At 38.6% G+C, this 23115-nt stretch carries 26 protein-coding genes; 7 read left to right on the plus strand and 19 right to left on the minus strand.

All coding sequences use genetic code 11. From position 1 onward, the window contains the following. Nucleotides 1-72: 72 nt before the first annotated feature. The 10 genes from G7Y57_RS00125 to G7Y57_RS00170 form a co-directional block, all read right to left on the minus strand. Nucleotides 73-666, minus strand: a complete 594-nt coding sequence (locus G7Y57_RS00125) for a hypothetical protein (RefSeq protein WP_165020149.1) — start codon at nucleotides 664-666, stop codon at nucleotides 73-75. After that, nucleotides 656-1390 carry a DUF3164 family protein gene (locus G7Y57_RS00130; RefSeq protein ID WP_255491293.1) on the minus strand — a complete coding sequence of 245 codons (735 nt, stop codon included), beginning with the start codon at nucleotides 1388-1390 and terminating at the stop codon, nucleotides 656-658. The genes G7Y57_RS00125 and G7Y57_RS00130 overlap by 11 nt, the downstream gene beginning before the upstream one ends. Beyond that, nucleotides 1356-1586: a hypothetical protein gene (locus G7Y57_RS00135; RefSeq protein WP_221412099.1), complete on the minus strand. Its 231-nt coding sequence runs from the start codon at nucleotides 1584-1586 to the stop codon at nucleotides 1356-1358. Before G7Y57_RS00135 ends, G7Y57_RS00130 begins: the two co-directional genes overlap by 35 nt. Nucleotides 1587-1676: 90 nt before the next feature. Further along, a complete protein-coding gene (locus G7Y57_RS00140) occupies nucleotides 1677-2144 on the minus strand; it encodes a hypothetical protein (RefSeq protein ID WP_165020151.1) in 468 nt (155 codons plus the stop codon). Then, on the minus strand, nucleotides 2134-3072 hold the full coding sequence (locus G7Y57_RS00145) for an AAA family ATPase (RefSeq protein WP_165020152.1): 939 nt from the start codon (nucleotides 3070-3072) through the stop codon (nucleotides 2134-2136). The genes G7Y57_RS00140 and G7Y57_RS00145 overlap by 11 nt, the downstream gene beginning before the upstream one ends. Nucleotides 3073-3141: 69 nt before the next feature. Continuing rightward, nucleotides 3142-3336 (minus strand): hypothetical protein, encoded by a 195-nt coding sequence (locus G7Y57_RS00150; RefSeq protein ID WP_165020153.1) that lies wholly within the window; start codon nucleotides 3334-3336, stop codon nucleotides 3142-3144. 1 nt (nucleotide 3337) lies between these two features. Beyond that, complete coding sequence (locus tag G7Y57_RS00155; protein WP_165020154.1) at nucleotides 3338-5323, minus strand: integrase catalytic domain-containing protein; 1986 nt, start codon at nucleotides 5321-5323, stop codon at nucleotides 3338-3340. Between the two features lie 65 nt (nucleotides 5324-5388). Then, complete coding sequence (locus G7Y57_RS00160) at nucleotides 5389-5601, minus strand: hypothetical protein (protein ID WP_165020155.1); 213 nt, start codon at nucleotides 5599-5601, stop codon at nucleotides 5389-5391. Nucleotide 5602: 1 nt separating this feature from the next. Next, nucleotides 5603-5833 carry a hypothetical protein gene (locus tag G7Y57_RS00165; RefSeq protein ID WP_165020156.1) on the minus strand — a complete coding sequence of 77 codons (231 nt, stop codon included), beginning with the start codon at nucleotides 5831-5833 and terminating at the stop codon, nucleotides 5603-5605. A 9-nt stretch (nucleotides 5834-5842) separates the two neighbouring features. Beyond that, nucleotides 5843-6073 (minus strand): hypothetical protein, encoded by a 231-nt coding sequence (locus G7Y57_RS00170; protein ID WP_165020157.1) that lies wholly within the window; start codon nucleotides 6071-6073, stop codon nucleotides 5843-5845. A gap of 90 nt (nucleotides 6074-6163) precedes the next feature. On the opposite strand from G7Y57_RS00170, the gene G7Y57_RS00175 reads away from it, so the two are divergent. After that, nucleotides 6164-6820 carry a helix-turn-helix transcriptional regulator gene (locus G7Y57_RS00175; RefSeq protein ID WP_255491294.1) on the plus strand — a complete coding sequence of 219 codons (657 nt, stop codon included), beginning with the start codon at nucleotides 6164-6166 and terminating at the stop codon, nucleotides 6818-6820. 93 nt (nucleotides 6821-6913) lie between these two features. Here the strand turns inward: G7Y57_RS00175 and G7Y57_RS00180 are convergent, their stop codons facing one another. Beyond that, the gene (locus G7Y57_RS00180; protein ID WP_165020158.1) at nucleotides 6914-7552 is read right to left on the minus strand and encodes an AAA family ATPase; all 639 of its coding nucleotides are present in this window, start codon (nucleotides 7550-7552) and stop codon (nucleotides 6914-6916) included. A 483-nt stretch (nucleotides 7553-8035) separates the two neighbouring features. Continuing rightward, nucleotides 8036-8176: a hypothetical protein gene (locus G7Y57_RS00185; RefSeq protein ID WP_165020159.1), complete on the minus strand. Its 141-nt coding sequence runs from the start codon at nucleotides 8174-8176 to the stop codon at nucleotides 8036-8038. 864 nt (nucleotides 8177-9040) lie between these two features. On the opposite strand from G7Y57_RS00185, the gene G7Y57_RS00190 reads away from it, so the two are divergent. The 4 genes from G7Y57_RS00190 to G7Y57_RS00205 are packed head-to-tail and all read left to right on the plus strand — an operon-like array spanning nucleotide 9041 to nucleotide 14291. Then, entirely contained in the window at nucleotides 9041-12043 is a 3003-nt protein-coding gene (locus G7Y57_RS00190) for a glycoside hydrolase family 3 N-terminal domain-containing protein (protein ID WP_165020160.1), read from the plus strand. Next, nucleotides 12021-12866, plus strand: a complete 846-nt coding sequence (locus G7Y57_RS00195) for a hypothetical protein (RefSeq protein ID WP_165020161.1) — start codon at nucleotides 12021-12023, stop codon at nucleotides 12864-12866. Before G7Y57_RS00190 ends, G7Y57_RS00195 begins: the two co-directional genes overlap by 23 nt. Beyond that, a complete protein-coding gene (locus G7Y57_RS00200) occupies nucleotides 12853-13563 on the plus strand; it encodes a M15 family metallopeptidase (RefSeq protein ID WP_165020162.1) in 711 nt (236 codons plus the stop codon). Before G7Y57_RS00195 ends, G7Y57_RS00200 begins: the two co-directional genes overlap by 14 nt. 11 nt (nucleotides 13564-13574) lie before the next feature. Further along, nucleotides 13575-14291, plus strand: coding sequence for a hypothetical protein (locus G7Y57_RS00205; RefSeq protein ID WP_165020163.1), 717 nt, complete (start codon nucleotides 13575-13577; stop codon nucleotides 14289-14291). A gap of 107 nt (nucleotides 14292-14398) precedes the next feature. Here the strand turns inward: G7Y57_RS00205 and G7Y57_RS00210 are convergent, their stop codons facing one another. From G7Y57_RS00210 to pnp, 5 genes are all read right to left on the minus strand, one after another. Beyond that, nucleotides 14399-15307 carry a TraB/GumN family protein gene (locus G7Y57_RS00210; protein WP_165020164.1) on the minus strand — a complete coding sequence of 303 codons (909 nt, stop codon included), beginning with the start codon at nucleotides 15305-15307 and terminating at the stop codon, nucleotides 14399-14401. Nucleotides 15308-15335: 28 nt separating this feature from the next. Next, nucleotides 15336-15926, minus strand: coding sequence for a hypothetical protein (locus G7Y57_RS00215; RefSeq protein WP_165020165.1), 591 nt, complete (start codon nucleotides 15924-15926; stop codon nucleotides 15336-15338). An 11-nt stretch (nucleotides 15927-15937) separates the two neighbouring features. Further along, nucleotides 15938-16387 (minus strand): sigma-70 family RNA polymerase sigma factor, encoded by a 450-nt coding sequence (locus tag G7Y57_RS00220; protein WP_165020852.1) that lies wholly within the window; start codon nucleotides 16385-16387, stop codon nucleotides 15938-15940. 191 nt (nucleotides 16388-16578) lie between these two features. After that, nucleotides 16579-17220 carry a DUF4136 domain-containing protein gene (locus G7Y57_RS00225; RefSeq protein WP_165020166.1) on the minus strand — a complete coding sequence of 214 codons (642 nt, stop codon included), beginning with the start codon at nucleotides 17218-17220 and terminating at the stop codon, nucleotides 16579-16581. 337 nt (nucleotides 17221-17557) lie between these two features. Further along, complete coding sequence (gene pnp, locus G7Y57_RS00230) at nucleotides 17558-19729, minus strand: polyribonucleotide nucleotidyltransferase (RefSeq protein ID WP_165020167.1); 2172 nt, start codon at nucleotides 19727-19729, stop codon at nucleotides 17558-17560. 247 nt (nucleotides 19730-19976) lie between these two features. On the opposite strand from pnp, the gene G7Y57_RS00235 reads away from it, so the two are divergent. Then, on the plus strand, nucleotides 19977-20645 hold the full coding sequence (locus G7Y57_RS00235) for a TonB-dependent receptor plug domain-containing protein (protein WP_165020168.1): 669 nt from the start codon (nucleotides 19977-19979) through the stop codon (nucleotides 20643-20645). A gap of 61 nt (nucleotides 20646-20706) precedes the next feature. Here G7Y57_RS00235 and G7Y57_RS00240 read toward each other — a convergent pair whose 3' ends face one another. Both G7Y57_RS00240 and G7Y57_RS00245 read right to left on the minus strand, forming a co-directional pair. Continuing rightward, a complete protein-coding gene (locus G7Y57_RS00240) occupies nucleotides 20707-21288 on the minus strand; it encodes a thermonuclease family protein (protein WP_165020169.1) in 582 nt (193 codons plus the stop codon). Nucleotides 21289-21351: 63 nt separating this feature from the next. After that, nucleotides 21352-22143, minus strand: a complete 792-nt coding sequence (locus G7Y57_RS00245; protein ID WP_165020170.1) for a TrmH family RNA methyltransferase — start codon at nucleotides 22141-22143, stop codon at nucleotides 21352-21354. A 273-nt stretch (nucleotides 22144-22416) separates the two neighbouring features. On the opposite strand from G7Y57_RS00245, the gene G7Y57_RS00250 reads away from it, so the two are divergent. Beyond that, entirely contained in the window at nucleotides 22417-23076 is a 660-nt protein-coding gene (locus G7Y57_RS00250) for a DUF5715 family protein (protein ID WP_165020171.1), read from the plus strand. Nucleotides 23077-23115 lie beyond the last annotated feature (39 nt).

Here is a 23115-nt window from a genome sequence, read left to right on the forward strand (position 1 = left end):
AAAATGATTAATTGTTGTTCCTATGCAGGGAGTCGAACCCTGCCATGAACCATTATAGGATGAGTTATTGATTTATATGCGTTTTAAAGACTTTGCTGTTTCTCTTATAAATTCTCTCATTTCTCGAATTGTCAATTTATTCCAATTACAAAATGTCTTAGATCCTGCAATGTCATTAGTATGTTTTTTTCTCAAGTCAAGAGTAACAGATAAGCCATTAAAAATTGGACGAAGAGGAGCGAGTACATAAACATCTTCCCATTTGTTTGCCTTTTTCCATTTATCCCAGAACTCAAATTGATTATCATTATATTTCCAGTGAGGAAATTTGTCGGATTCTTCTAATGGCATGTGATATAGTCCGATATTCTCCCACCAACATAAACTTCCATCTTCAACTGATTTAAGGAGGTATTTGCGATATCCTAGAGTTTCTTCTTTTATTTCCAATAACCAAGACAAGTACCATTTTGTAAATGGAGCAGCCATTAAACGAACGAGACTTCCTATCGGTGGATTATCCGCAAATGCACCTGATTCAAAACCGCATGTTTTCCCAAATGGAGGCAAACACTTACCATCATACAAGGTGTTGGTGCAAAAGGTCATTACATAGTTCAATATCTCTAGCCTTGCCCGATTGAACGTTTCTTGTTTATTGTTCATGGCTTGTTTCCTTTTCCTCTAGCAACTCATCAGCCACACTCATAGACAATGGTAGACTTCTTTCTTTGCCGTTTTCGTCTCTGTACTTCACATCAATAAATTGACATGTAGGTACTGGTTTATAAGCTTCTTTGATGATATTGATTCCTTCAGTGAATGTTGGATCATTCCTTTTTACAGCTAATTGCTCAAGCTCCAGTACTCTGCTGGCTTTCAGGTTTCCTTTGCGATCCTTTGATATCAACTTCATAATAGTATCAAGCAGATCTGCACTGTTTTCGTCTTTTGCCAACGTTCTGAGGTACTCTTTTACTTTAGTGATGCCAATATCAACTGTATCAGCCCAGCCATCATTGACACGATTACCAAGCTTTATGCTAATTTTACCATCTTCAGTAGTTAGCGTATCAGATTGTCTATCAGATTTGGTTTTGTAAAGCTCATCTTTCATGTCGATGATGTTATCAAAACCGCTAAACACATCTCTTTTTGTTGAGATCAACAAATTGGATATCTCCTGTAACTTTCCAAAAAATGTTACAATAGCCTCATCTTTCAGGCTCTTGTAAGTTTCTCTTTCCTGTTGGATCCGTAAAGCTTCAGCTTCTTTACGTTCTTTCATCTGAGCTTCTAGCGATGCTAGTTCTTCAGGTGAGAATTGGTTTAAATCGACTTTTGTCATATTGCTATTATTTAGAATTAGTAATTTGTTCAATTTCAGCATCAATCTCATCTAATTCTTTTTGAGGATTGATGACATTGAGCATATTATTGTACTGCTGATAACTGCATAGCAATACAGGCTCAATATGTTCTTCAAATACACGACTACGTACAGTGGTATTGTTTTCATACTTTACCATTAGGTCTTGAGCCAATATGCATTTACGCAAATAAGCTCTTCTTCTACCTAATTTCATTTTCATTATTTTACTCATAGTCTGTATTACAATTTGTGAGTGTGCAGGAGTCGAACCTGAAGCGTTACCATCTAACACACACCCTTTGTTTCAATTAGCATTGAAAGCTATCTTTGTCAGTTTCTTAGTAGCATCGGCTTTATCCTTTGCTAAAATCGCCTCCAGTTTAGGGATTAATAGATCCATCTCATCGGTATCCATTTCACCAAGCGTTTTACCAGCTATTTTAGGATTACGCATAAACTTGTTCACTACAGCCCAGCTTGTGGTATCTATTCCTAGCTTTTGCAGTCTCAAGAGTATGGCAGATCGGCGTTGCTTTAATTCTCGTTCGATGATCAGCCTTGTCTTATCATCAGGTTTTGCAGATTGACTAATAGTTCTTTGCATATCATTAATCATCTTTCTGTAGTCTGATGGTCGCTTCTCAAGGAACTCAGATAAAGAAGTTGTCAACTTGTAGCTATACTTCCATACAAGCTCATCTTTATCGGCTCCTGGCATACTAGCCAGTAGTACAAAAAACAGGCTATGTGGATTGTATCTTTTAGTAGACATTGCTTTTCAATTTTAAACGTTCACGTTTTACTCCTCTTTTAATCACACGTTTATCTTTAACTACAAGAACTGTTTTACCTTTCATCTCACCCTCTTCGATGGTTACTCCTACTGGTTCAGCAGCCTTAAATATTTCTTCCTGGAGTGATTTGTCGGTGATACCATTTGCCTCGCAGATCCTGCGTGTGTCTGCCAGTGTTGCACCAAACAAATGGATGTATCGGCGACCAAAACGGCTATCAAGTTCATCGTAACCTTTTTTATTCAGCCTCACACCTCTTTTTATCTCAACTTCAAGATTTTCAGTACCTAAAATTGCCATACCTAAAACATCTTCATTCTCATTGAATAGGTGAATGAATGTACGAAGTGCTGAAGGTCTGAGTGAGTTAGCCTGGTCAATAATAAATAGTGGCTTCAGGTGTGCTATTTTCTTAACAGCTGAAGATATGCTATCAATCAGTAGGCTCACTGATGCATATCCTTTCGGTTCTTCAGCTCCCAGTTCCTTCATCAGTTTGAGTAAAAATGCGCGTCCAGCCCATTCTTTACAGTTGATTTTGAATACACCTTTAGTTTTGAATTGGCTCAAGAAGATATCAGCTGTAGCAGTTTTGCCACTGCCAGCATTGTCTGATATACCCAAAAACATACTTTCTTGTTTGGCATCATTCAATACTTCAGCTACGATCTTAAAGTCAGTTACATTGCTTGCAATATTCCAGTTGTTATTATCGAAGCTGTAATCTAATGCCAGTGCTATTTTCATATACATATCATCACCTTTAGCGAGATATGTACCACTTAACATTTGAGATATGGTAGCTTCTGAGATACCACACTTTTTCGCTACTGCTTTGTAGGATCCCAATCTTACTTTTTCTGATTCTATCAATTGCAGAATCTCATTTTTTTGTATATTTGTCATATTCAATTGAGTTTAAAGGCTCTTTAAAGTCGGTTCAAAGTGGCTTTATTGAGCCTTTTGGTTTATATTCTATTTTGTATATTGAGGAAAATAGTAGGACATCCAAGCTTTAAAATCTTTCAGCATAGCTTCACATCTTGCTTTTTGCTCCTCTGTTGTTTCCTTATCAATATCATCTATCACAATATGATCTCTATTTTGGAGTTCTTGCAGGCTTTTTAGTCTACGATCCATATATCTTTCTGCACTTTTTGTTAGATCCATATTAATATTGATGTTTAGCGGTTATTACTACATCTCCTTCATCCCATTCCTCAAGTAAAAAAGCAGATTCAGAATCTTCATAAGTATGCTTTGGAAGTATTCCTCCTTGCATCATATTTACCTCACTTGCTTCATGTTGAATAGCTACATCTAGCTCTGTATCTTTGATTTTGGCACGTTTTGCTTTGCGATCGGTGTCGACTTTTGTCGCTATTGATTTTAGTCTACCAACAGCACGCATATCTCTATCGGGTCCGAATTGTTGTGCTGGTTCTATTCCAGCAAACGAACCTACATACTCATCACCATCATAGAGGTGTACAGTATCTAAGTTTTCGTAATCAAAGCAATTGGTGAGTTTTACGCCTGTATATTTGGCTATTACATCACAATCATCAATACCATAGTAATAATGTGCATTGTCGATTTGTGTATGTATCATATAGTTAAATATGGATACTTGCTTATTCAGTCCGAATAAGAAGCACCAATCATGATCTGTTATTGGGTAAGTATTAGGTTTGTCGCTTTCTTCATGTAGTTCCATCGGCGACTGATCAATACTTTTAAACTTAGTTGAATATTCAGAAAATGGAGTATTTAGATAGCTATTAACTATTTTGTCGGTTTCTTTGCAAGCATCATCATAGTTGAAATGATTTTTGTTAGCCCATTGACGCATAGATTGTACATATTCTTTACTTCTATGTGCATGCCTGCGAGTAGATTTGATACCTTGACCATAATATAGATCACTATCCATCATAAACACGTCCTGTAAGGTTCCCCACCAACGCTCAATGTTTGCTTTACCATCAGCCTTATAGGCTATAGTCATGCGAGTACCTTTTGCACGCATATAAGTCTCTATGGTTTGCCATTCAGTTGTGTTGTGTCCTGGAAAGCGGTCGTATACGAATTCATAAGGAAGGTATCCAGCTGTACGAACTGCCATAGCTAAAGCGTTAATCACAGCATCAGCCGTTTCTTCATAGCAATACTCCCAGCCTAATGGCATACCACTCATTACATCACGAACTGCGATAATATATAAGAACTTTTGCCCTGTTACCTTTTTGCCTTGTTTGTTGATATATGTGGCTTTGTGGTCTATTATATTGACACGTGTACCATCTATTTGCCAGCAGTCACCAGCAAATACAGCCGTTTTAGTTGGTATAGATGGTATATATTTACGATTAAATCTACTGTTGGATCCGTATCTTTGTTGTGTGAGATATTGTGTTTCAGGATCAGCTAAAAAGTTGCTTATCCATCGTACTGATGGGTGATCTATGCCTGATTGCAAACTCATACGCTTTACTTTTCGGTGTATGAATGCTGCTGAATAGTTCTTTTGGCTTTCAATAAACGTTATTAACCATGCCTTGATCGTTTCATCATTGGCAAACTTTGTACGATGGTTATTGCCTTTGTTTTTAGCAAATACAAGGTCTGTGATCTTACTGGTGTTGTGATATTCTTGCACCTTGTCTCTTACATTTCTCCATGTTTTTGGCAGATGCTTCAGATCCTGAAGTTTTATTTCATCAGCCAGTTCATCAAAAAATGCAGATTTTGCAAACGATACTTTATTATTGATAATGTACTTGTTAGCCTCGTGAATAATAGCAGCTGCTAAAGCTAGATCTTCATCATTCTTATATAAACCTAAAAAGTCCTTTGTCGTGTCCTCTTTAGCTGTATTAATAAGGCTAACAATATCAGTGTCATATCTAACAGCTAGCATCTGCAAATTATCCCTTGTAGGTAAGTTACATTTGGAGCTGGCAGGGATGTTAGCATATTTGAAATATGATGTATTGTGTAACTCCACATTTTGCCACGATTCAGAAGTGCCTTTATTAGCCCTGCTTTTAGCTACTCGCAAATAGCCAGCGCTAATGCCAGCATGATCTAGTATATACTCTTGTGAGAGGTATAAACTAGATTTGTAGCTAATAATATCGCCTGTATTCACGTTCATTGTACTTACTTTAAAATTGTTCCTATGCAGGGAGTCGAACCCTGCCATGAACCATTATAGGATAGTTAAATAACCTCGCCTTGAGGTGTGTAACTGGTAGTACCTGATGGGGTTGTTATTTGGCATAACCAAAAGCCTTCAGGTGTGGCTTCATTCGCCCAATACTCTATTTGATCAAAAGGGGTGTCATCTGCTAGTTCAGCTTCCGATACTTTCGTTAAATCCTCCAATCGAGGACAAAATGGGTTTTTGTTTCTCCAGGTTACTTTTACTTTCATATCAATTATTTTTAGAGTTGTTAGCTTCTATGTGGTGTAAATAGAGGTTGAAATGATGTAGTTTCATATATCCTACTTCTGTTTCTGTTATAAGTTCAGCATGTTTATATACGCTAGCTATGCCATGTTGTACATAAATGCTTATGTCCTTGTTCATACTGATAATCATCGAACCATCTGCTTTATGGTCTGTTGTCCAGTCGCCTGCTGTTTGGTAGATAGGTGTTTCCATGTGATATAGTTAATTGGTTGCAAATACTTGGTTAAGCTCCTCTTGTGTTTCAAAGAATGTTTTGGAAACTTCAGATACCTCTTTAGTCATCTTTCTGTTACCATTCAGCATAGATCTAACATAGGCTGGAGATATTGTTTCTTCTCCACGTTCAATACGCTGCTTGTTTACTATGGATGCTATTCGTACAGCATCACCATGTTGTCTCATGTTTTTAATACTGTCTGTTAACTTTGTCATAATCAGAATTTGTTTAACTTTGTTTCGATAATGATACAAAGATATAGAAATATCGCAACACAGCAAATTAATATATAGAAATATCGCAATATGATTGATGATTTATTCGATCGCCTTGACAAATTCATGTCCTACAAAGGATTAAATGATAATCAGATGACAATACAGGCTGAGCTCTCTGTTGGATCTTTGGGTAAACAACGCAAAGGGGCTAGAGGTTTGTCAAGTGAAAGTATTGCGAAAATACTACATTCATATAAAGAGCTTGATGCTAATTGGCTATTGACTGGTGATGGTGAGATGCTGAAGGAAGTCGTCCATAAAGTGCCTATAATACAAAAAGAGGAAATCAAAGAAGAAACACGCCCACGCATACCAATGGATGCTGCTGCTGGCTCGCTAACTATTGCATCTGATGGTATCACTATCAATGATTGCGAGCAAATACCTATAATACGTGCATTTGCCAGGTATGACTTTACTATTTTTGCACGTGGTGATAGTATGCTACCCGAATATCATTCAGGTGATGAGCTTGCATGTGTGTACATAAAAGATACTTCTTTTGTACAATGGGGGCGTATTCATGTAGTAGACACAGCACAAGGCATACTTGTGAAACGTATATTTGATGGAGGTGATTGTATTATTTGCAAGTCAGACAACCCTGATTATCCTGAATTTAAAGTAAGCAAGTCCGAGTTTTATAATGTTGCACTTGTCATTGGAATGTTAAGGAGATATTAAGGTATACATATAGATATAATGAACGCCCAAAGTTATGGGCGTTTTGTTGCTCTCTATTGATAACAATAATGTTTATATTGAATTGCCGACAAGCTAACAAAAGTGTCTGTATTGAATTGCCGATTGATAACGTTTTGTGTGGGTGAAAGTGCTTATTTGGTTTTGCCGATTAAGATATTCAAACTTAAGGTCACACAGTTTGTCCATCAATGGTTTTGCCGATTTGGCACTATCCGTGTCGGAGCTTATCAGTTTGGTCATATTATCTATTATAATAATCTTTGCCCCTGTTTTGTCGATAAGCTTGATAATAGATTCGATAAAGAAGTCGTCGTAGTGTACACCCTGAGGTAGTGAAAACTGACGTTGAAAGTCTATCCTGTAAAGATTATCGTTAAACTTATAATGATTGTCGTAGTTCTGTGAGTAACGGTTCTCGAACTGTTTTTCAGATAACTCAAGATCGAGGTACAGTACCTTCTGTTTGCTGCTGATCTCGTTGGCTATCTGCACCGCAAATATAGATTTACCTACACCCGTATCGGCAAACAGGAAGGTAATCTCTTTTTCGAATATCAGTGAATGGAACAAATCGCGTGGTACTTTCTGTTTACTCGCATCTTTTATACATTCGTTGGCTGTCCGTATATAAAAGAAACCTGCTTCTCTGCTTCGGTCTTCCGCCTCACGTTTTTTTAGGTCATCTACTACTGAATCTAAATATTCAAACATATTGTCATTTATTATATTAGTTAAACTTTTCCTTGTTTAAATCATAGATAAATGAGAAGAAAAATCTTTTGAATATTTGGTGCGTAAATGCGTAAAAGTGCGTAAAAAATGTACATGTTTACGCATTTACGCACCTTACGCAGTCTGAGCTAATGTTATACTATCCGCTCTGTCATTCCGAAACGCAGTGAGGAATCTCTCCTTCTATTGCAATAAACTAGATGACAGATGCTTCCTGTTGTCAGCATAACAGAGAGGCAATCTTGTTATACTTCTCTACGTTCCTCCTCTTGAGGGAGTTGAGGAGGGGTTACCTATATATACTCTGTCATCCCGACTTGCAAAGAGGGATCTGCTCCCAGATAATATAAAGTATATAATAGATTCCTCACTACATTTCGAAATGACAAAGAGAGTAAGAAGTGGTGTTTGTTTACTGCGTAAAGTGCGTAAACATGTATATCTTTTACGCATTTACGCACTTTACGCATCAGCTAGGCTTTCGATATATGGCACTGCATATACATATTTCAGGCTATCTGCCAGCTTACGGTAATCACTTTGAGAATAAGTGGTTAATGATATAAATAAAAGTAGAATTGTGATTATTTGTGTTTTTCTCATCTGGGTTTTATTCTATTTGACAGTTAAATATACAATTAAAAATTTGATTGTTTTAAATAACTATTTGTTGTAAATTTTTTTCTTGAAATTATTTGATTATTTTTGTACCGCAAATTAAAAAAACCACCTGTACATTTTGCTTTTACAAGCATAATATCCGTTGATGCCTTTGTTGCATTGACCGATTACCTAGAAGAAGGATAAGCCCGATGAAAGTCGGGCTTAACTGCGCCAAATTTCTGGTTGCGTCTATTTGACTCCCTGTTTTTTTCTCCCCGATATGAAGTCGATAAAGTTGTGTAACATACATAGCTTTTGCACGTTTATGCACTAGGCAAATATGACTTCTCTCTTTGTCATTCCGAAACACAGTGAGGAATCTATTATATACTTTATATTATCAGAGAGCAGATCCCTCTTTGCAAGTCGGGATGACAGGGTATATATAGGTAACCCCCTCCTTACCTCTCCCAAGGGGAGGAATGTAGAGAAGTATAACGTAATTGTCTCTCTGTCATGCTGACAACAGGAAGCATCTGTCACCTAGTTTATTGCAATAGAAAGAGAGATTTCTCACTGTGTTTCGGAATGACAGGGTATAGCCAATCCCTCCTTAGAGGGTATATGCGTAAAGTGCGTAAATGCGTAAACATGCACATTTTTTTACGCACTTTTACGCATTTACGCACCTACGAAGTTTACAATATGCTATTAATACCAAATATTGACAAGGGTTGTAAGTCAACTTTTTTGTGTTAATCTATGTTTACTAATTGGGCTAAAGTTTTCCGCTAAATATATTCCTGTTAAATTTGTATATTAGCTATGCAGTATTTTAGCATAAATTATCATCAACTAGAACACATGAAGAAACTTATTTCAATTATCATATTACCCCTGTTTTGTTTCGTAACACTTACCGCCAAAGATCGCTCAAAGACCATTCCGGCATTATACCAATCTGCCGATAAGGCAAAAATGAATCAGTGGGTCGATTCGGTTTTCGATCGTTTGACGATGGACGAGCGTATCGGGCAACTATTTGTTGTGGTCGCCGACGGGAGCAGTTCGACTTCAAACACAGCGAAGATAGAAGGACAGGTGCGCGATCTCAATCTGGGAGGTGTCCTGTTCTCGAAAGGTACACCTACCGATCAGGCAGAACTGACTAATGCCGTTCAACGTGTGGCTAAAGTTCCTTTGATGATTTCTCTCGATGGCGAGTGGGGCTTGTCGATGCGCTTGCAGAATACAACGCAGTTTCCACGAAATATGATGTTAGGTGCTATACAAAACGACTCCCTGTTGTATTACTACGGGATGGAAGTAGCACGCCAATGCCGCCTTATGGGTATTCAGGTAAACTTTGCACCCGACATGGATGTGAACAGCAATCCTAATAATCCTGTAATCGGCAACCGCTCGTTTGGCGAAGACCCCGAACGTGTGGCGCAGCAAGGAATCATGTATTCCAAAGGACTCGAAGCAGGAGGCGTAATGGCTGTATCGAAACATTTCCCCGGACATGGCGATACATCGAAAGACTCGCATTATACATTACCACTTATCCCACACAGCAGAGAACGATTGGATGAGGTGGAAATACTCCCTTTCGACAGATATATCAAAGCAGGGCTGTCGGGTATTATGACTGCCCATCTGAATATTCCGGCATTAGACAAAAAGACGCAGCCGAGTTCGCTGTCGGAAAATGTGGTGACAGATTTGTTACAAAACGAATTAGGTTTCACGGGATTGATATTTACCGACGGCTTACAGATGAAAGGTGTTTCGGGCGAAGATAACCATTGTGTCAGAGCCTTGCTTGCAGGCAACGATATCTTGCTCGGCCCGATGTATCCTGCCAAAGAATACGAAGCCGTTAAAAAAGCGGTTGCAGATAAGACGTTGAGCGAAGAACTGATAAACGAAAAATGCAAGAAAGTGCTTGCTTACAAATATATTCTGGGCGTGAATAACGTAAAGCCTGTCGAAACAAAGGATTTAGAAAAGCAGCTGAATACCCCTTATGCCGATTGGTTGAACAGGGAACTGAACAAGAGTGCAATTACGTTATTGAAAGACGATGTGTCGATCGTTCCATTAAAGAAACTCGACGAACGCAAAATAGCAGCGATAGCCGTAGGTGCGACATCCGACAGGACATTCCAGAATACACTGAAAAAATATGCAGATGTGACACTGTTTACAGTTGCCGACAACGAAGGTCTGCTTAAACTAAAAAAAGACTTAGAGTCATATAATACAATTATAGTATCTGTTCATAACAATAAAGGAAATGCAGATGCAGCAATAGGAAACATCAGCGAGGGAAAGAATCTGATTCTTACCTTCTTTGTTGTACCGTACCGAATGACATCTTATTCGCAGTCTGTCAAGAGTGCCGATGCTGTTGTATTGGCTTACGAAAATACGACACTGGCTCAGGAGTTTGCAGCGCAGGCTATATTCGGTGGAAATGTGGTGAACGGTAAAATTCCGGTATCGGTAAAAGGATTGTTTAAAGTGGGTAACGGTGTCGATACGAAAAAAGTAAGACTAAGTTATAACCTTCCCGAAGCAGTGGGTATTCAATCCAATAAGCTGGATAGCATAGAGTTTATTGTAAATGAAGGAATAAAAGGGCAGGCTTTTCCCGGTTGTCAGGTATTGATAGCCAAAGACGGTGTAGTGATTTACGATCGCTCGTTCGGTTCGTTTCAGTACGATGGCAAGCGCTCCGTTACGAATGACGATATTTACGATATAGCTTCTATGACCAAAGCATCGGCAACCATCCCTGCTATAATGAAGCTCTACGATGAAAAAAAGATAACACTCAACGATCCTCTCAGCAACTCTGTGCCTGCACTTAAGGGTACGGACAAGTCAGATATAACGGTAAGACAGGCACTCTTTCACGAAACAGGGCTGACATCTTTCATCCCTTACTATATGGATGCGATAGATAAGACAAGTTATGCAGGCAAGCTGTTCGACCGAAGCGAGGGTTCGCCTTTTCTGGCAGAGTTCGATGCCAATACATGGGCGCGTACCGATTATAAGTATAAATCGAATCTTGTATCGTCTAAACCGCAAGATGGTTTCTTGCCTTTAGCCGATGGCTTGTATGTCAATCGGGCTTATAAAGACACTATTCTGTCGTCTATTGCAAGTTCCACATTGCGAAAAAGAAAGTCATATTTGTACAGTTGTTTGAACTTTATGCTACTCAAAGAGGTTATAGAAAAGGAGGCAAAGGAAGATTTGAACGCTTTTGTTCAGGATAATTTCTTTCGTGGACTGGGAGCAACAACAACGACTTACAATCCGTTGACCAAGTTTGATAAAAGCCAGATTGTACCCACCGAGCAGGATGACTTCTTACGCAAACAACTCCTGCAAGGATATGTGCACGACGAAGGAGCGGCATTCATGGGTGGAATATCGGGCAACGCAGGTTTGTTTTCGAATGCCAACGATTTGGCGAAGCTCTATCAGATGTGGCTCAATAAAGGCGTTTATGGCGATGAACGATACTTGTCTGAAAAGACATGTAATTTATTTACATCTACCCAAAGCCCAACGTCGCGCAGAGGTCTGGGTTTTGACAGACCCGAACCGCGAACAAGCAAATCGAGCCCGACGAGCATAAGTACTCCAATGAATACTTATGGTCATACGGGATTTACAGGGACCTGTTTTTGGATCGATCCCGATAATAAGTTAATATATATATTCCTGTCGAACAGAGTATATCCGAAACGCACCCATAAAGGAATTACCGGTTTAGCGATTCGCTCTCGCATTCAGGAAGAAATTTATAAAGCAATAAAGACAAGTAATGGCGCAACTACAATTAACTGATTCGCTGAAATTATTCTTTGATGATGATAATCAGTATATCTGGAATCTTATTCTTAGTAATAATACAGATGTTTTGTTGGCTCATCTCTCGGGAGAACAAGACCAGCCAAAGAGAACATTGGATATTATACTGGGAGAACTATTCTCGGTAGGTGAGAGCTTTACGTTGGAAAACCATGACTTTGTAACGATTCAGCCTGACAATAGTTCCCTTTTCAATAATTTAGTGAAGCTGCTTTATGCTTTAGATATAAACGGTGAGTACGACGATGTCAGCCTGAAGGTTACCGACAAGCTGTTCTTGTCGCTCGAAGACATTGTAGCCAATGTACAGAAAGAAGCCAACGACTATCCCGAAAATCCGATAGGTGCTTTGGTATGGATGGAAGCAGCAGGAATACGCTCGGCTTTTACCAACTATGCGTACTATTATAAACTGAAAGAAGAAGCGCAGCGGCAACTGGACGTTACTCTTATGAAAACGAAGATTACGCTGGCTATTATGGGGCATTACAAAAATATGGTTGGCCCCGATATGATAGAGTCTGCACAACTGATGGAGCAGGTAGGTAATACCGAAACGGCAATGGCTCTCTACGCCGCAGTGAAGTCTGATTTCGAGAATGTACTCGATTGGTTTATGGATAACCCGCAAACGGGAGCCAACCAAGAGGATATAATAACCCTCGAATCTCTGAGAGCTGCATATCAGGCACTCGACAGATTGAATAATTCGGACGAATACTCGCAAGAGTACCCATTGATAGATGAAATATTGAGGAGAGAGTATATTGAAGACGATGAATCGGATGATAAAGAATAATAGGGTGAATAAATATTGGGCGATAGTTCTTTTCTTGATTTTTATATCAGGAACAACTTCACCCCTGCAAGCACAGCAGGCAGGAAAAAAACTGTCTACAATCGAAGCACATTTGCAGAAAAGCGGTATGGTAAATATTCATACCCTAGATTCTACTATTCGTGTAGAATTGAAGTATGCAACGACCGATAATTTCACTAATGTGATTCTTTACGATACACTTAGTAATGCATATCTGCATCCTTTAGCCGCTAAGAAGCTGGCAAAGGCTCAGAAATATCTGAAGGAGCTTAATCCTAAACTGACGCTTTTGGTCTACGATGCTGCCCGTCCGTTGAGTGTGCAGCGTAAGATGTATAAAGTGGTGCAGGGTACTCCGCAAGCGCCTTATGTGGCCAATCCTTCACGAACAGGGTTGCACAATTATGGTATGGCAGTCGATCTCACTATCTGCGATCTGAATGGGAAACCATTGGAGATGGGTACACCTTTCGATCATCTTGGATATGCTGCGCAGATCAATAAAGAGGCAGAACTTGTGCAGAAGGGTATTATTACACCTGCACATGTGAAGAATAGGGAACTGTTGCGCAAAGTAATGGTATCGGCCGGATACCAGACTATAAGGGGAGAGTGGTGGCATTTTAATGCCGTACCGTTAACGGAAGCAAAACAATCGTATAAAGTAATTCAATGATTATTATGATTATGAAAAGAGTGTATTTATTTTTATGTGTATTCTTTTCGTTGAGCCTTTACGCTCAAACTGAGTCCGCTCAATTTGCGATAGTAAAAGATTCGATAAGAGGGTCTGCAAAGCTTTATGAAAGAATGGCCGACGAGGGTCAGGTGAAGGCGACTATGCCGAATGGTTCGGTCTTATTTCTCTATCAGGCAGATAGGGATGTACTGCCATGGCGAAAGGCCGATTATTATACAGCGACAGGGGATATAGAGTCAGGTTATGTAAATAGTAATTTTACGGAAGATGTTCGCGATCAGGAGTTAATAGAAGTAGAACGCTTGTCGGCTCATGGTAATATCTCATTCAGGAACGATTCTATACGTGTAGTTGTTTCTACATCGAATGTTGCAGCGGGCGACAGAACGATTAAGGAAGGTGCTGACGGTCGCCGCATGGTAGGCACAAAACAAGCTATGGGCGTTGTCAATTCGTTCCCTACAAGACGTTATCAATCGATAGTAGTAACTGTAAAGGGAAGGAGTACAACAATACCAAGAAGTCTGTTCGATTATTTGTTCGAACCGATTCTTGAAAATACGTCTGTCTTTTACGATCCTATCAGCAGAATGGTATATATCAGTGCTACTAACGGATCGGGTTCTGCCGTTTATAATGTTTTATGGTCGGTAGACAATCGTGGCAAATCTCAGGTATATGTCCGATCTGGTCAGTTATTTTAAATTTGATATAAGTTTATTCTCTTGAAATAAAAAAGCGAAGCCTCGTAATTATCACAATTACGGGGCTTCTTCATAGTAGTGTTTATATCTAATTGTTGTTAGATTCCTTATTTTACAGCTTCCACTGTATATCCCAATTTCGATAATTGATAAAGAAGTCCTTCTTCGCCAGCCAGATGCAATGCACCTACGGCTATCATACTGGGTTTGTCTTTCATTATGGCAGGTAGTTCACCTATCCATTTGTTGTTTCTGTTTTTCAGTAAAGCATCTTTGTGAGATTTCGATGTCGGGCATGGATCATTCGGATCATTTAATGCTAGATTGTACATCCCGGTCAGGTTTCCTGCATAATAGTAATCGTTTAGCAGGTCTGCCGTTTCTTTTTCGAAGCTGTTATTACTTACCGTACATATCAATACTTCTATCTGTGCCTCCATTGGTTCGGAGTCTAATAGTGCATGAACCTGATCTTCGATGCTCTCCAGTCCGAGTATTGTTTTACCATTATCATTTGCAGTACGTTGTAGATATTCGTCGATAGACTCTTGTCCCATTTTATATTCAGGATATAGCTTTGTGTATAAAGCCAGGCTGTATAGTGTCGATAAAATGCCCGGTCTCATTCTGCCTACCTTGTCAAGACCTACACCTAATACCTCATTCAAGCCTTTGTCGAGTATTTCATAATCTTCTTTCGATAAGAGTGTATGATAAGTTTCGCTGTCAGGCATCATTGCTACTTTTAGCAGTTTGGCTTGCATTTCTGCCTCATTACCCATAAGTATTTCTCCTACTACCTGATTGGTTGCGTTTAAGGCTTCTTTCAAGCCCGATATGCTGTCTGTAAAGCTTACAGGAGCCAGATGATGAGTACCTACTATATACGAAGGCCGTGTAATGCCGTTACCCGATATTTTCCATAATAGCGAGCCGGAAAGCTTATTTATATCCTGAGCCGAAGCTATTGTTGCTGTAAATATCAGTAAGACTAAAGTGATGAATGCTTTTTTCATTATAACTTTTGATATTAGATGATTAATATTACCCGTTGTCCTGCTCGAAGTCTTTAATTTCGGCTATTGATTTCTCTATCTGACTTATGTTTTGCATATAAATATAGCGGTAAATTACATATACAATATATGCGCAAGTTAATATTATAATAAAAGTTGCACCTATTGTTATTAAAGAATACATTATTGGGTTGTTCTCATTCGAAGCTGTTGTATAACGTTCGTATACAACGATACCGGTAAATGCGATGCACCAGATTATTCCTACTATGATTTCTCTCAGAATGTACCTCTTATATTTTGTAATAGCAATCGATGTCTCTAATATGCTCATTTCTGATAGATTTATTTTTTTCAGAAACCTATATTTGTATATTTGCCATGTCAATCCACAAATAAAACTTATTAAACAGAAGATCATTAAATAATATGGCTTTTCGAATATGGCGATTATCGGTACGCATAAAGCAGCAATGATTAAAATCCATTTTTCGAATGTCATTAAATTCTCTAATGCATTCTTGCCTCTGTTATCAAGCATTCTTTGAATTTTCTCTTCGCTTATTGTTGGCTTTATTTCTCTTTCCTGCCAACTCTTTTTTATATTGTCTAAATCCATAATAGATAGTGTTACTTGTTCGACATCTGTTTCATCTTCTCTTTAGTCCTATTTAGCTTTGTGGCTACGTTGGTTACGCTTAACCCCGTAATCTCTGCTATTTCTTTATAAGACTTATCGTCAAGATAGAGTAGAACCAATGCCCGTTCTATTTTTCCCAGTCTGTTTATGAGACTATACAATTCTTTTATCTGGTCGTTGTTGTCAGTTATATCGGGTATGTCGATCGCAATATCAACTATGTTGATATTTCTCGTGCTACGTCGATAGAACGATACGCATGTATTCAGAGCGATGCGGTATATCCATGTCGAATATTTGCTCTCACCCCTGAATGAAGGATATGATTTCCAAAGGTTGAGTACAATTTCCTGATAAAGGTCTCCTATGGGATATTCTTTATCAGTGTAAAAAGAGGCAACCTTGTAAATGATACCTTCGTTCTGCTGTATCATCGTCATAAACTGCTTATCCAACTTTTACCGTTTTTTTGATTTACAATTGTTGTTTTCTTATCAGTCGCATATCTGTTTATATAATCACAAATTTAACGAGAAAAATGAATTTACACTATTAATCTATTGTTTGCATAAGATAAGAAAAGCCGCCCACAAAGGAGCAGCTTTTTCTTTAATTTTCTGTTATAGTGATTTTACTTAGACTTCACTGTTGAATTTACGATTGTTGCAGGAGGGAAGCTTGCAAGCATTTGAGTAACATATTTCATAATTCTTGCATCTGCATCGCGTCCGAAGTTCTTATCGATGTCGCGGTTACCTGCTGCATGCCAAACAAGTGTGTTTTGTTTAGCATCTATCAAGTCTATCAATAACGATCCTTTGTGATAAATATCTACATTGTGTTGAGTACGAGATACGCTAGATCCACCCATCATCATAGGGCCACCCCACATGTAAGGTCGGTGGAATCCACCCATCATCATACCACCCATACCCATGCCGCCCATGCCCATACCCATACCGGTAGTCATAGTGGAACTGGAATGAGATTCTCTCGATTCAACAAAAGCTAAGGCATTTACCAATAAATCAGGATTTTCCGATTCGGTAAGTCCTCTTTCTATCAAAGCTGCTTTTATTGATGAGTAGATACGTGTTCTATTCAAATCTGTGATAGTTTGAGCTTCAGTGTCTAGCTTATAGATACCGAATGTTTTATATTTCGAGAAGTCTACACTACGATCATAGTCGGTAGATACGGTCAGTGACGATTTACATGAGGTAAATATCAGTACGCTAAATAGTACTAGCGAAAAAAACTTAAATGCTCTCATAATTTTATAATTTTCTTTTTTATAAATCCTAATATTAATTCTATTTGCTTCTATATTAATTAACAAAAAAAGGCGTTTATTGTTTCGCAATATTTACGAATTCATGTAAATCTTTTAACTTTTACTTTCTATAACATAACTTTAATGTATAATGTTCATCGATTGTTGGGTAATTATCTAATTTATAATAGGTAGTGTGCGTTAGAAAGAATATGCGGAAAAGCTCATATGTAATATTGGGCTATGCATCTTTAAAAATTAACAGTACTGATAAGGCAAAAAAAGAGGCTGAACTCTTATTGAGCCAGCCTCTTTATATGTGAATAGAATTAACTATTTAAGCTTCGGGGTTGTTACCGTTATCTTGTTTGATAATTGGTCTTTCAGGTCTTGGAGGACGAGGAAGGAGAACTTTGCGAGATAGTTTGATTTTACCCGATTTCGCATCGATATCTACAAGTTTCACCTCGATGATATCACCTTCTTTTAGTCCTGCATTTTCCATATCTTCGATACGATCCCAAGAGATCTCAGAGATATGAAGCAAACCATCTTTGCCCGGTAGGAATTCGCAGAATGCACCATAAGGCATTATAGAGCGAACTTTAGCCTCGTATACTTCACCTATTTCAGGGACAGTAACGATGCCTTTTATCTTAGCCATAGCAGCATCGATAGCTACCTTGTTGTTTGCTGATATTTCAACACGTCCGTATCCGTCAATTTCTTCGATAGTAACTACAGCACCGGTTTCTTCTTGGATACCTTGAATAATCTTTCCACCAGGTCCGATTACAGCGCCAATAAATTCTTTACCGATAATTACAACTTCGATACGCGGAGCATTTGGTTTGAAGTCGTCTCTTGGTTCAGCGATTGTTTCAAGTACTTTACCTAAGATGTGAAGGCGACCTTCACGAGCTTGGTTCAATGCTTTCTCAAGAATTTCGTAAGATAGACCATCTACTTTTATATCCATTTGAGTAGCAGTGATACCGTCTCTTGTTCCACATACCTTGAAGTCCATATCACCTAAATGATCTTCGTCTCCCAAGATGTCAGATAGTACAGCAAAGTTTGTACCTTTTTTCTCAGAGATAAGTCCCATTGCAATACCTGTTACCGGTTTTTTGATTTTAACACCTGCATCCATAAGGGCAAGAGTTCCCGCACATACAGTAGCCATAGACGATGATCCGTTCGATTCAAGAATCTCAGATACAATACGTATTACGTATGCATAGTCTGTAGGGATCATTGGTTTAAGTGCTCTGTGGGCAAGATTTCCGTGTCCTACTTCGCGACGACCAACACCACGTTGTGGTCTAGCGTCACCTGTTGAGAATGGAGGAAAGTTGTAATGTAGAAGGAATCTCTCTCTACCATTGTTAAGAACATCGTCGATGATTTTCTCATCCATCTTTGTTCCTAAAGTAACAGTTGTAAGCGATTGAGTTTCTCCACGAGTGAAGATAGCCGATCCGTGAGCTCCCGGTAGATAATCTACTTCGCTCCAGATAGGACGGATTTCGGTAGTCGAACGTCCATCAAGACGTTTACCTTCGTCAAGGATAGAACGGCGCATAGCTTCTTTCTCAACGTCATGGTAATAACGTGAGATAAGAGAACCTTTTTCTTTTAGTTCTTCCTCCGTAAGAGTTGCTTTATATTCGTCAACGATCGCAGCAAAGTTATCGCCACGTTCGTGCTTGTTTGTGTTGCATGATGTTGCTACAGCATATGCTTTGTCGTAACATTTAGCCCATACGTCTTTGCGTAGGTCTTCATCATTTGTTTCGTGGCAGTATTCACGTTTTTTAGTCGTACCGCAAGCTTCCATTAGTTCTAATTGAACTTGGCATTGTACCTTAATAGCTTCGTGTGCAACTTTAATCGCCTCAAGCATTTCTGCTTCCGACACTTCTTTAAATTCACCTTCTACCATCATAATATTATCCATAGTAGCACCTACCATGATATCCATATCCGCTTTTTCAAGTTGATCGAATGTCGGATTAACCATAAATTTGCCATCTATACGAGCCACTCTCACTTCCGAGATAGGTCCGTTGAAAGGAATATCAGATACGGCAAGAGCTGCTGAAGCAGCAAGACCTGCAAGTGCATCAGGAATATCTATTCCGTCTGAAGAAAACAATATAATATTAACAAATACTTCAGCGTGATAGTCATCTGGGAACAATGGGCGAAGCACACGGTCAACCAAACGACATGTCAGAATTTCGTAATCTGAAGCACGTCCTTCTCTCTTTTGAAAGCCACCGGGAAAACGGCCGAATGCCGCAAATTTTTCCTTGTATTCTACTTGTAGTGGCATAAAATCTACATCCGGTTTAGCGTCTTTTGCTGCACACACTGTTGCTAGCATCATGGTGTTACCCATGCGTACCATAACAGAGCCGTCGGCTTGTTTTGCTAATTTTCCGGTTTCAATGGTGATAGACCTTCCATCACCTAAATCGATACTTTTTGTAATCGGATTCATCATAATTTCTTTTTTTCTAAACTTCTTAAAATCGCACAAATGTACACAAAGTTTTTCATATATAGAGGGCTGATGCTGTAAAAGATAGCTGTGTAAAAGAAAGTAATAAGCATTTCTGAGGGTCGTTGGTGATTTTTATTTCAGAAGTCAAATATTAAGTAAAATTATTTTATCTTTGAGATATAACCTGATACGTAACTGGTTATATCCGGTGTTTTTTAACCTATTCTCCATTTAACCTAATCTGACTATGAAAAAGCTACTATTAATCTGTTTTTACATTCTCTCGGTGTTAGTAATGAAAGGCAAGGATATTTCGGGTACAATTTCCGACAATAAAGGGAAGCCGAAGAAGAATTTAGTCGTCAAGATTAAAGGACAATTCAATCAGGTAGAAACACTCAAAGACGGTACATTCTCTTTAAGTGATGTTAACGAAAGAGATACTTTGGTTATTAAAATATCGACTTATACGGAGGCTTTAATTGCGGTAAAAAATAAAGATGTATTTAATATTGTTCTTGATAAGAAAACATTCGATGTCGATAATGGTGCTGAAAAAACAACTCATGAATATTCCTATAAGAAGCGCGCACCCAGAGGAGATAAAATGACTCGGGAAGAAATCGTAGACTCGGGACTTAATCAAGTATCAGAACTTATAAAGAGGAGATTTGCCGGGGCAAACGTTTATACAGGGGTAGATGGCGCGATTGGAATCCGTTTTAGAGGAGATAACTCTATAAATTTGAAAAGTGCGGCGCTTATTATAGTAGATAATACAGAATATTCAAGCCTTGCTGATGTCGATTCGTCACTAGATATTCAAACTATAGAAAGTATAGAGGTAATAAGAGATGGTGCTGGCTATGGCACACGGGGAGCAAGTGGGGTTATTATAATTAAAACGAAGAAATAGTTACCTATGTGTTAATCTCTAGTCTCTAATGCAATGTTTATAAGGTGTATACTGAAAGCTATTAATTGTTCTTTCTGAAATCCCAAGGTGCTACCGGATTTTTCATGCTCCAAATATTTATTTTACGGTGGCGTGCATCCTCTTCCAGTTCAAGATAGCGTGGCGATTTATTATACTTATATCGCCATGCCAGTCCGTTTTTAAGCAGTTCTTCATTTATATTTATACCATCAGCATGTACTACCCCTAATATGCGTTGATATTGGTCTCTGCCAATTATGTCTACAGTGATGTGTTTATCTATACACAGGTCTTTTGTGAAGTTGGTTGCTTTAGTCCCGAAGTCTTGCCCTGTCTCTGGGCAGTCGACCCCATCGAGTCTTATTTTATGATGCGCACCTAGACTATCTAATAAGACTACTGTGTCTCCGTCCGATATACGGATAATTTTACCGTTAAGCTTATCGTTGGGTTTTACAATTATTGCTTCTGTCTGCTTATTGTCAGGTGTCTCGGTCGGGAAAAGATCTAAGTCATATATTTTCGATCCGCCGAAGAGAGTAACTAATGCTATGATAATTGCAAGTATAGTGCGAATATTCTTCTCTACACCCGACTGTTTTTTTCTCTTTCTTTTTGCCATTTATATTTATTGGTTGACGCGATATCTGGTTGGATAGTTTGTGTATCTACGTTTGCTTTTTACTTAAAATCCACGCTGTCTCATCGCTTCAAAAGTTAGTACGGCAGTAGACACCGATACATTTAGTGAGTCTATTTTTCCTCGCATGGGTATTTTGATTCTCGCATCGGCATTGTTAAGCCATGTAGTTGTTAAGCCATCCGCTTCTGTCCCCATAATAATAGCTGATGGTTGGGTGAAGTCAGTATCCTGATACCATTGCGATGCTTGCAGTTCGGCTGCATACGATTTTATGTTCTTTTCTTTAAGGAAACCAAGTGCTTCATGTGAGGTGCAAATGGCAGTTTGTACAGTGAAAGAACAGCCTACACTAGAGCGTATAGCATTCGGATTGTACAGATCTGTAGTAGGATCGCAAATGATAACGGCATCTATTTGCGCGGCATCTGCTGTGCGAAGAATAGCACCTAAGTTGCCCGGTTTCTCCACAGCTTCGAGTACGATAATGAAAGGGTTGTCCGATAGTTTCAGGTTATTGAGATCGTGCGCTTTTGGTCGTGCTAAGGTTAGAAGTCCATCCGAACCTTCACGATAAGCAACTTTGTCGAAAACGGCTTGAGACACTTCTATTACTTTGTTTTCACCTACCGAATTAAGTACATCAGGATAGTCGGTTTTTGTAAAAAGTTCGGGGCACACATACACCGATTCTATAATATAACCTGCTGATAAGGCAAGAGATAATTCGCGTGCTCCTTCGATAATAAAAAGGTTTTGTTCGTGTCGCTCTTTGTTTTTTGCGAGCTTCACTATATTTTTTATTTTCGGATTTTGCAGGCTGGTTATCCTTTCCATATCTATTGATTGTTTAGCTTAATGTAAATCGTTAAAACACTATTGTTTACTTATCACAGACTTTTATGTTGTACATAGATGGTTAATAAAATGATCTGCGACCTCAAAAATACGGATTAATTACAGACTAAAGTTCAAATTTCTTACCTTTGTGTCCGAAATAAATATGACAAGGTTAAAAATATATATTGTCCTTTTATTTTGCATGACTATTTGCTGTATATCTTCGGTACGATAGTCGTAACAAACTTATAAAAGCAAAAGATAAATTTTATGAAATACTCCTATATCGCTCTATCTGCCATTCTATTACTTATCAGCTGTGGGTCAGCAGATAGCAAATCGGGAAAAGATGAACCTGTTGAAGCTAAAAGATACTCTCGATTCAGTGGTAATTATAATAAGACATTCGGCGATTTGCACGAATTACATATTGCTGCAGCGATAGAGAATGGAGTAGGGCCTTTTGTTTCGAGAAGCGATACAGCTTTGTATATGGATGATTTGGTAAGGATTCCTAACGAGCTGGAAATATATAAAACCGATAAGTTGAAGCATTCTATGCCTTTTCTTGTGCCTAAAGCAGCAGCGTTATTATCTGATATCGGGCTTAATTTTCGGGATTCTCTTATCAGGAAGGATATGCCGCTTTATAAACTTATTATTACCAGCATTACCCGTACCGACGATGATGTGAAAAGCTTGTCGAGACGTAATGGTAATGCGAGTGACAATTCGGCTCATCGCTATGGCACGACATTTGATATAGCTTGGACGCGATTCGATAAAGTAAATCAGACAGACGAACGTACGTTGGATGACGGTAGGCTTAAAGCCGTGCTTGGACAGGTGCTTAACGATTTACATCAGCGTGACAGATGTTATATTAAACATGAGCGAAAGCAATCGTGTTTTCATATAACAGTACGATGATAATTATATGTGAGGAGTAATCTTTATTAATATTTTCTT

The sequence above is a fragment of the Dysgonomonas sp. ZJ279 genome (genome assembly GCF_011039205.1).
GTDB lineage: Bacteria > Bacteroidota > Bacteroidia > Bacteroidales > Dysgonomonadaceae > Dysgonomonas.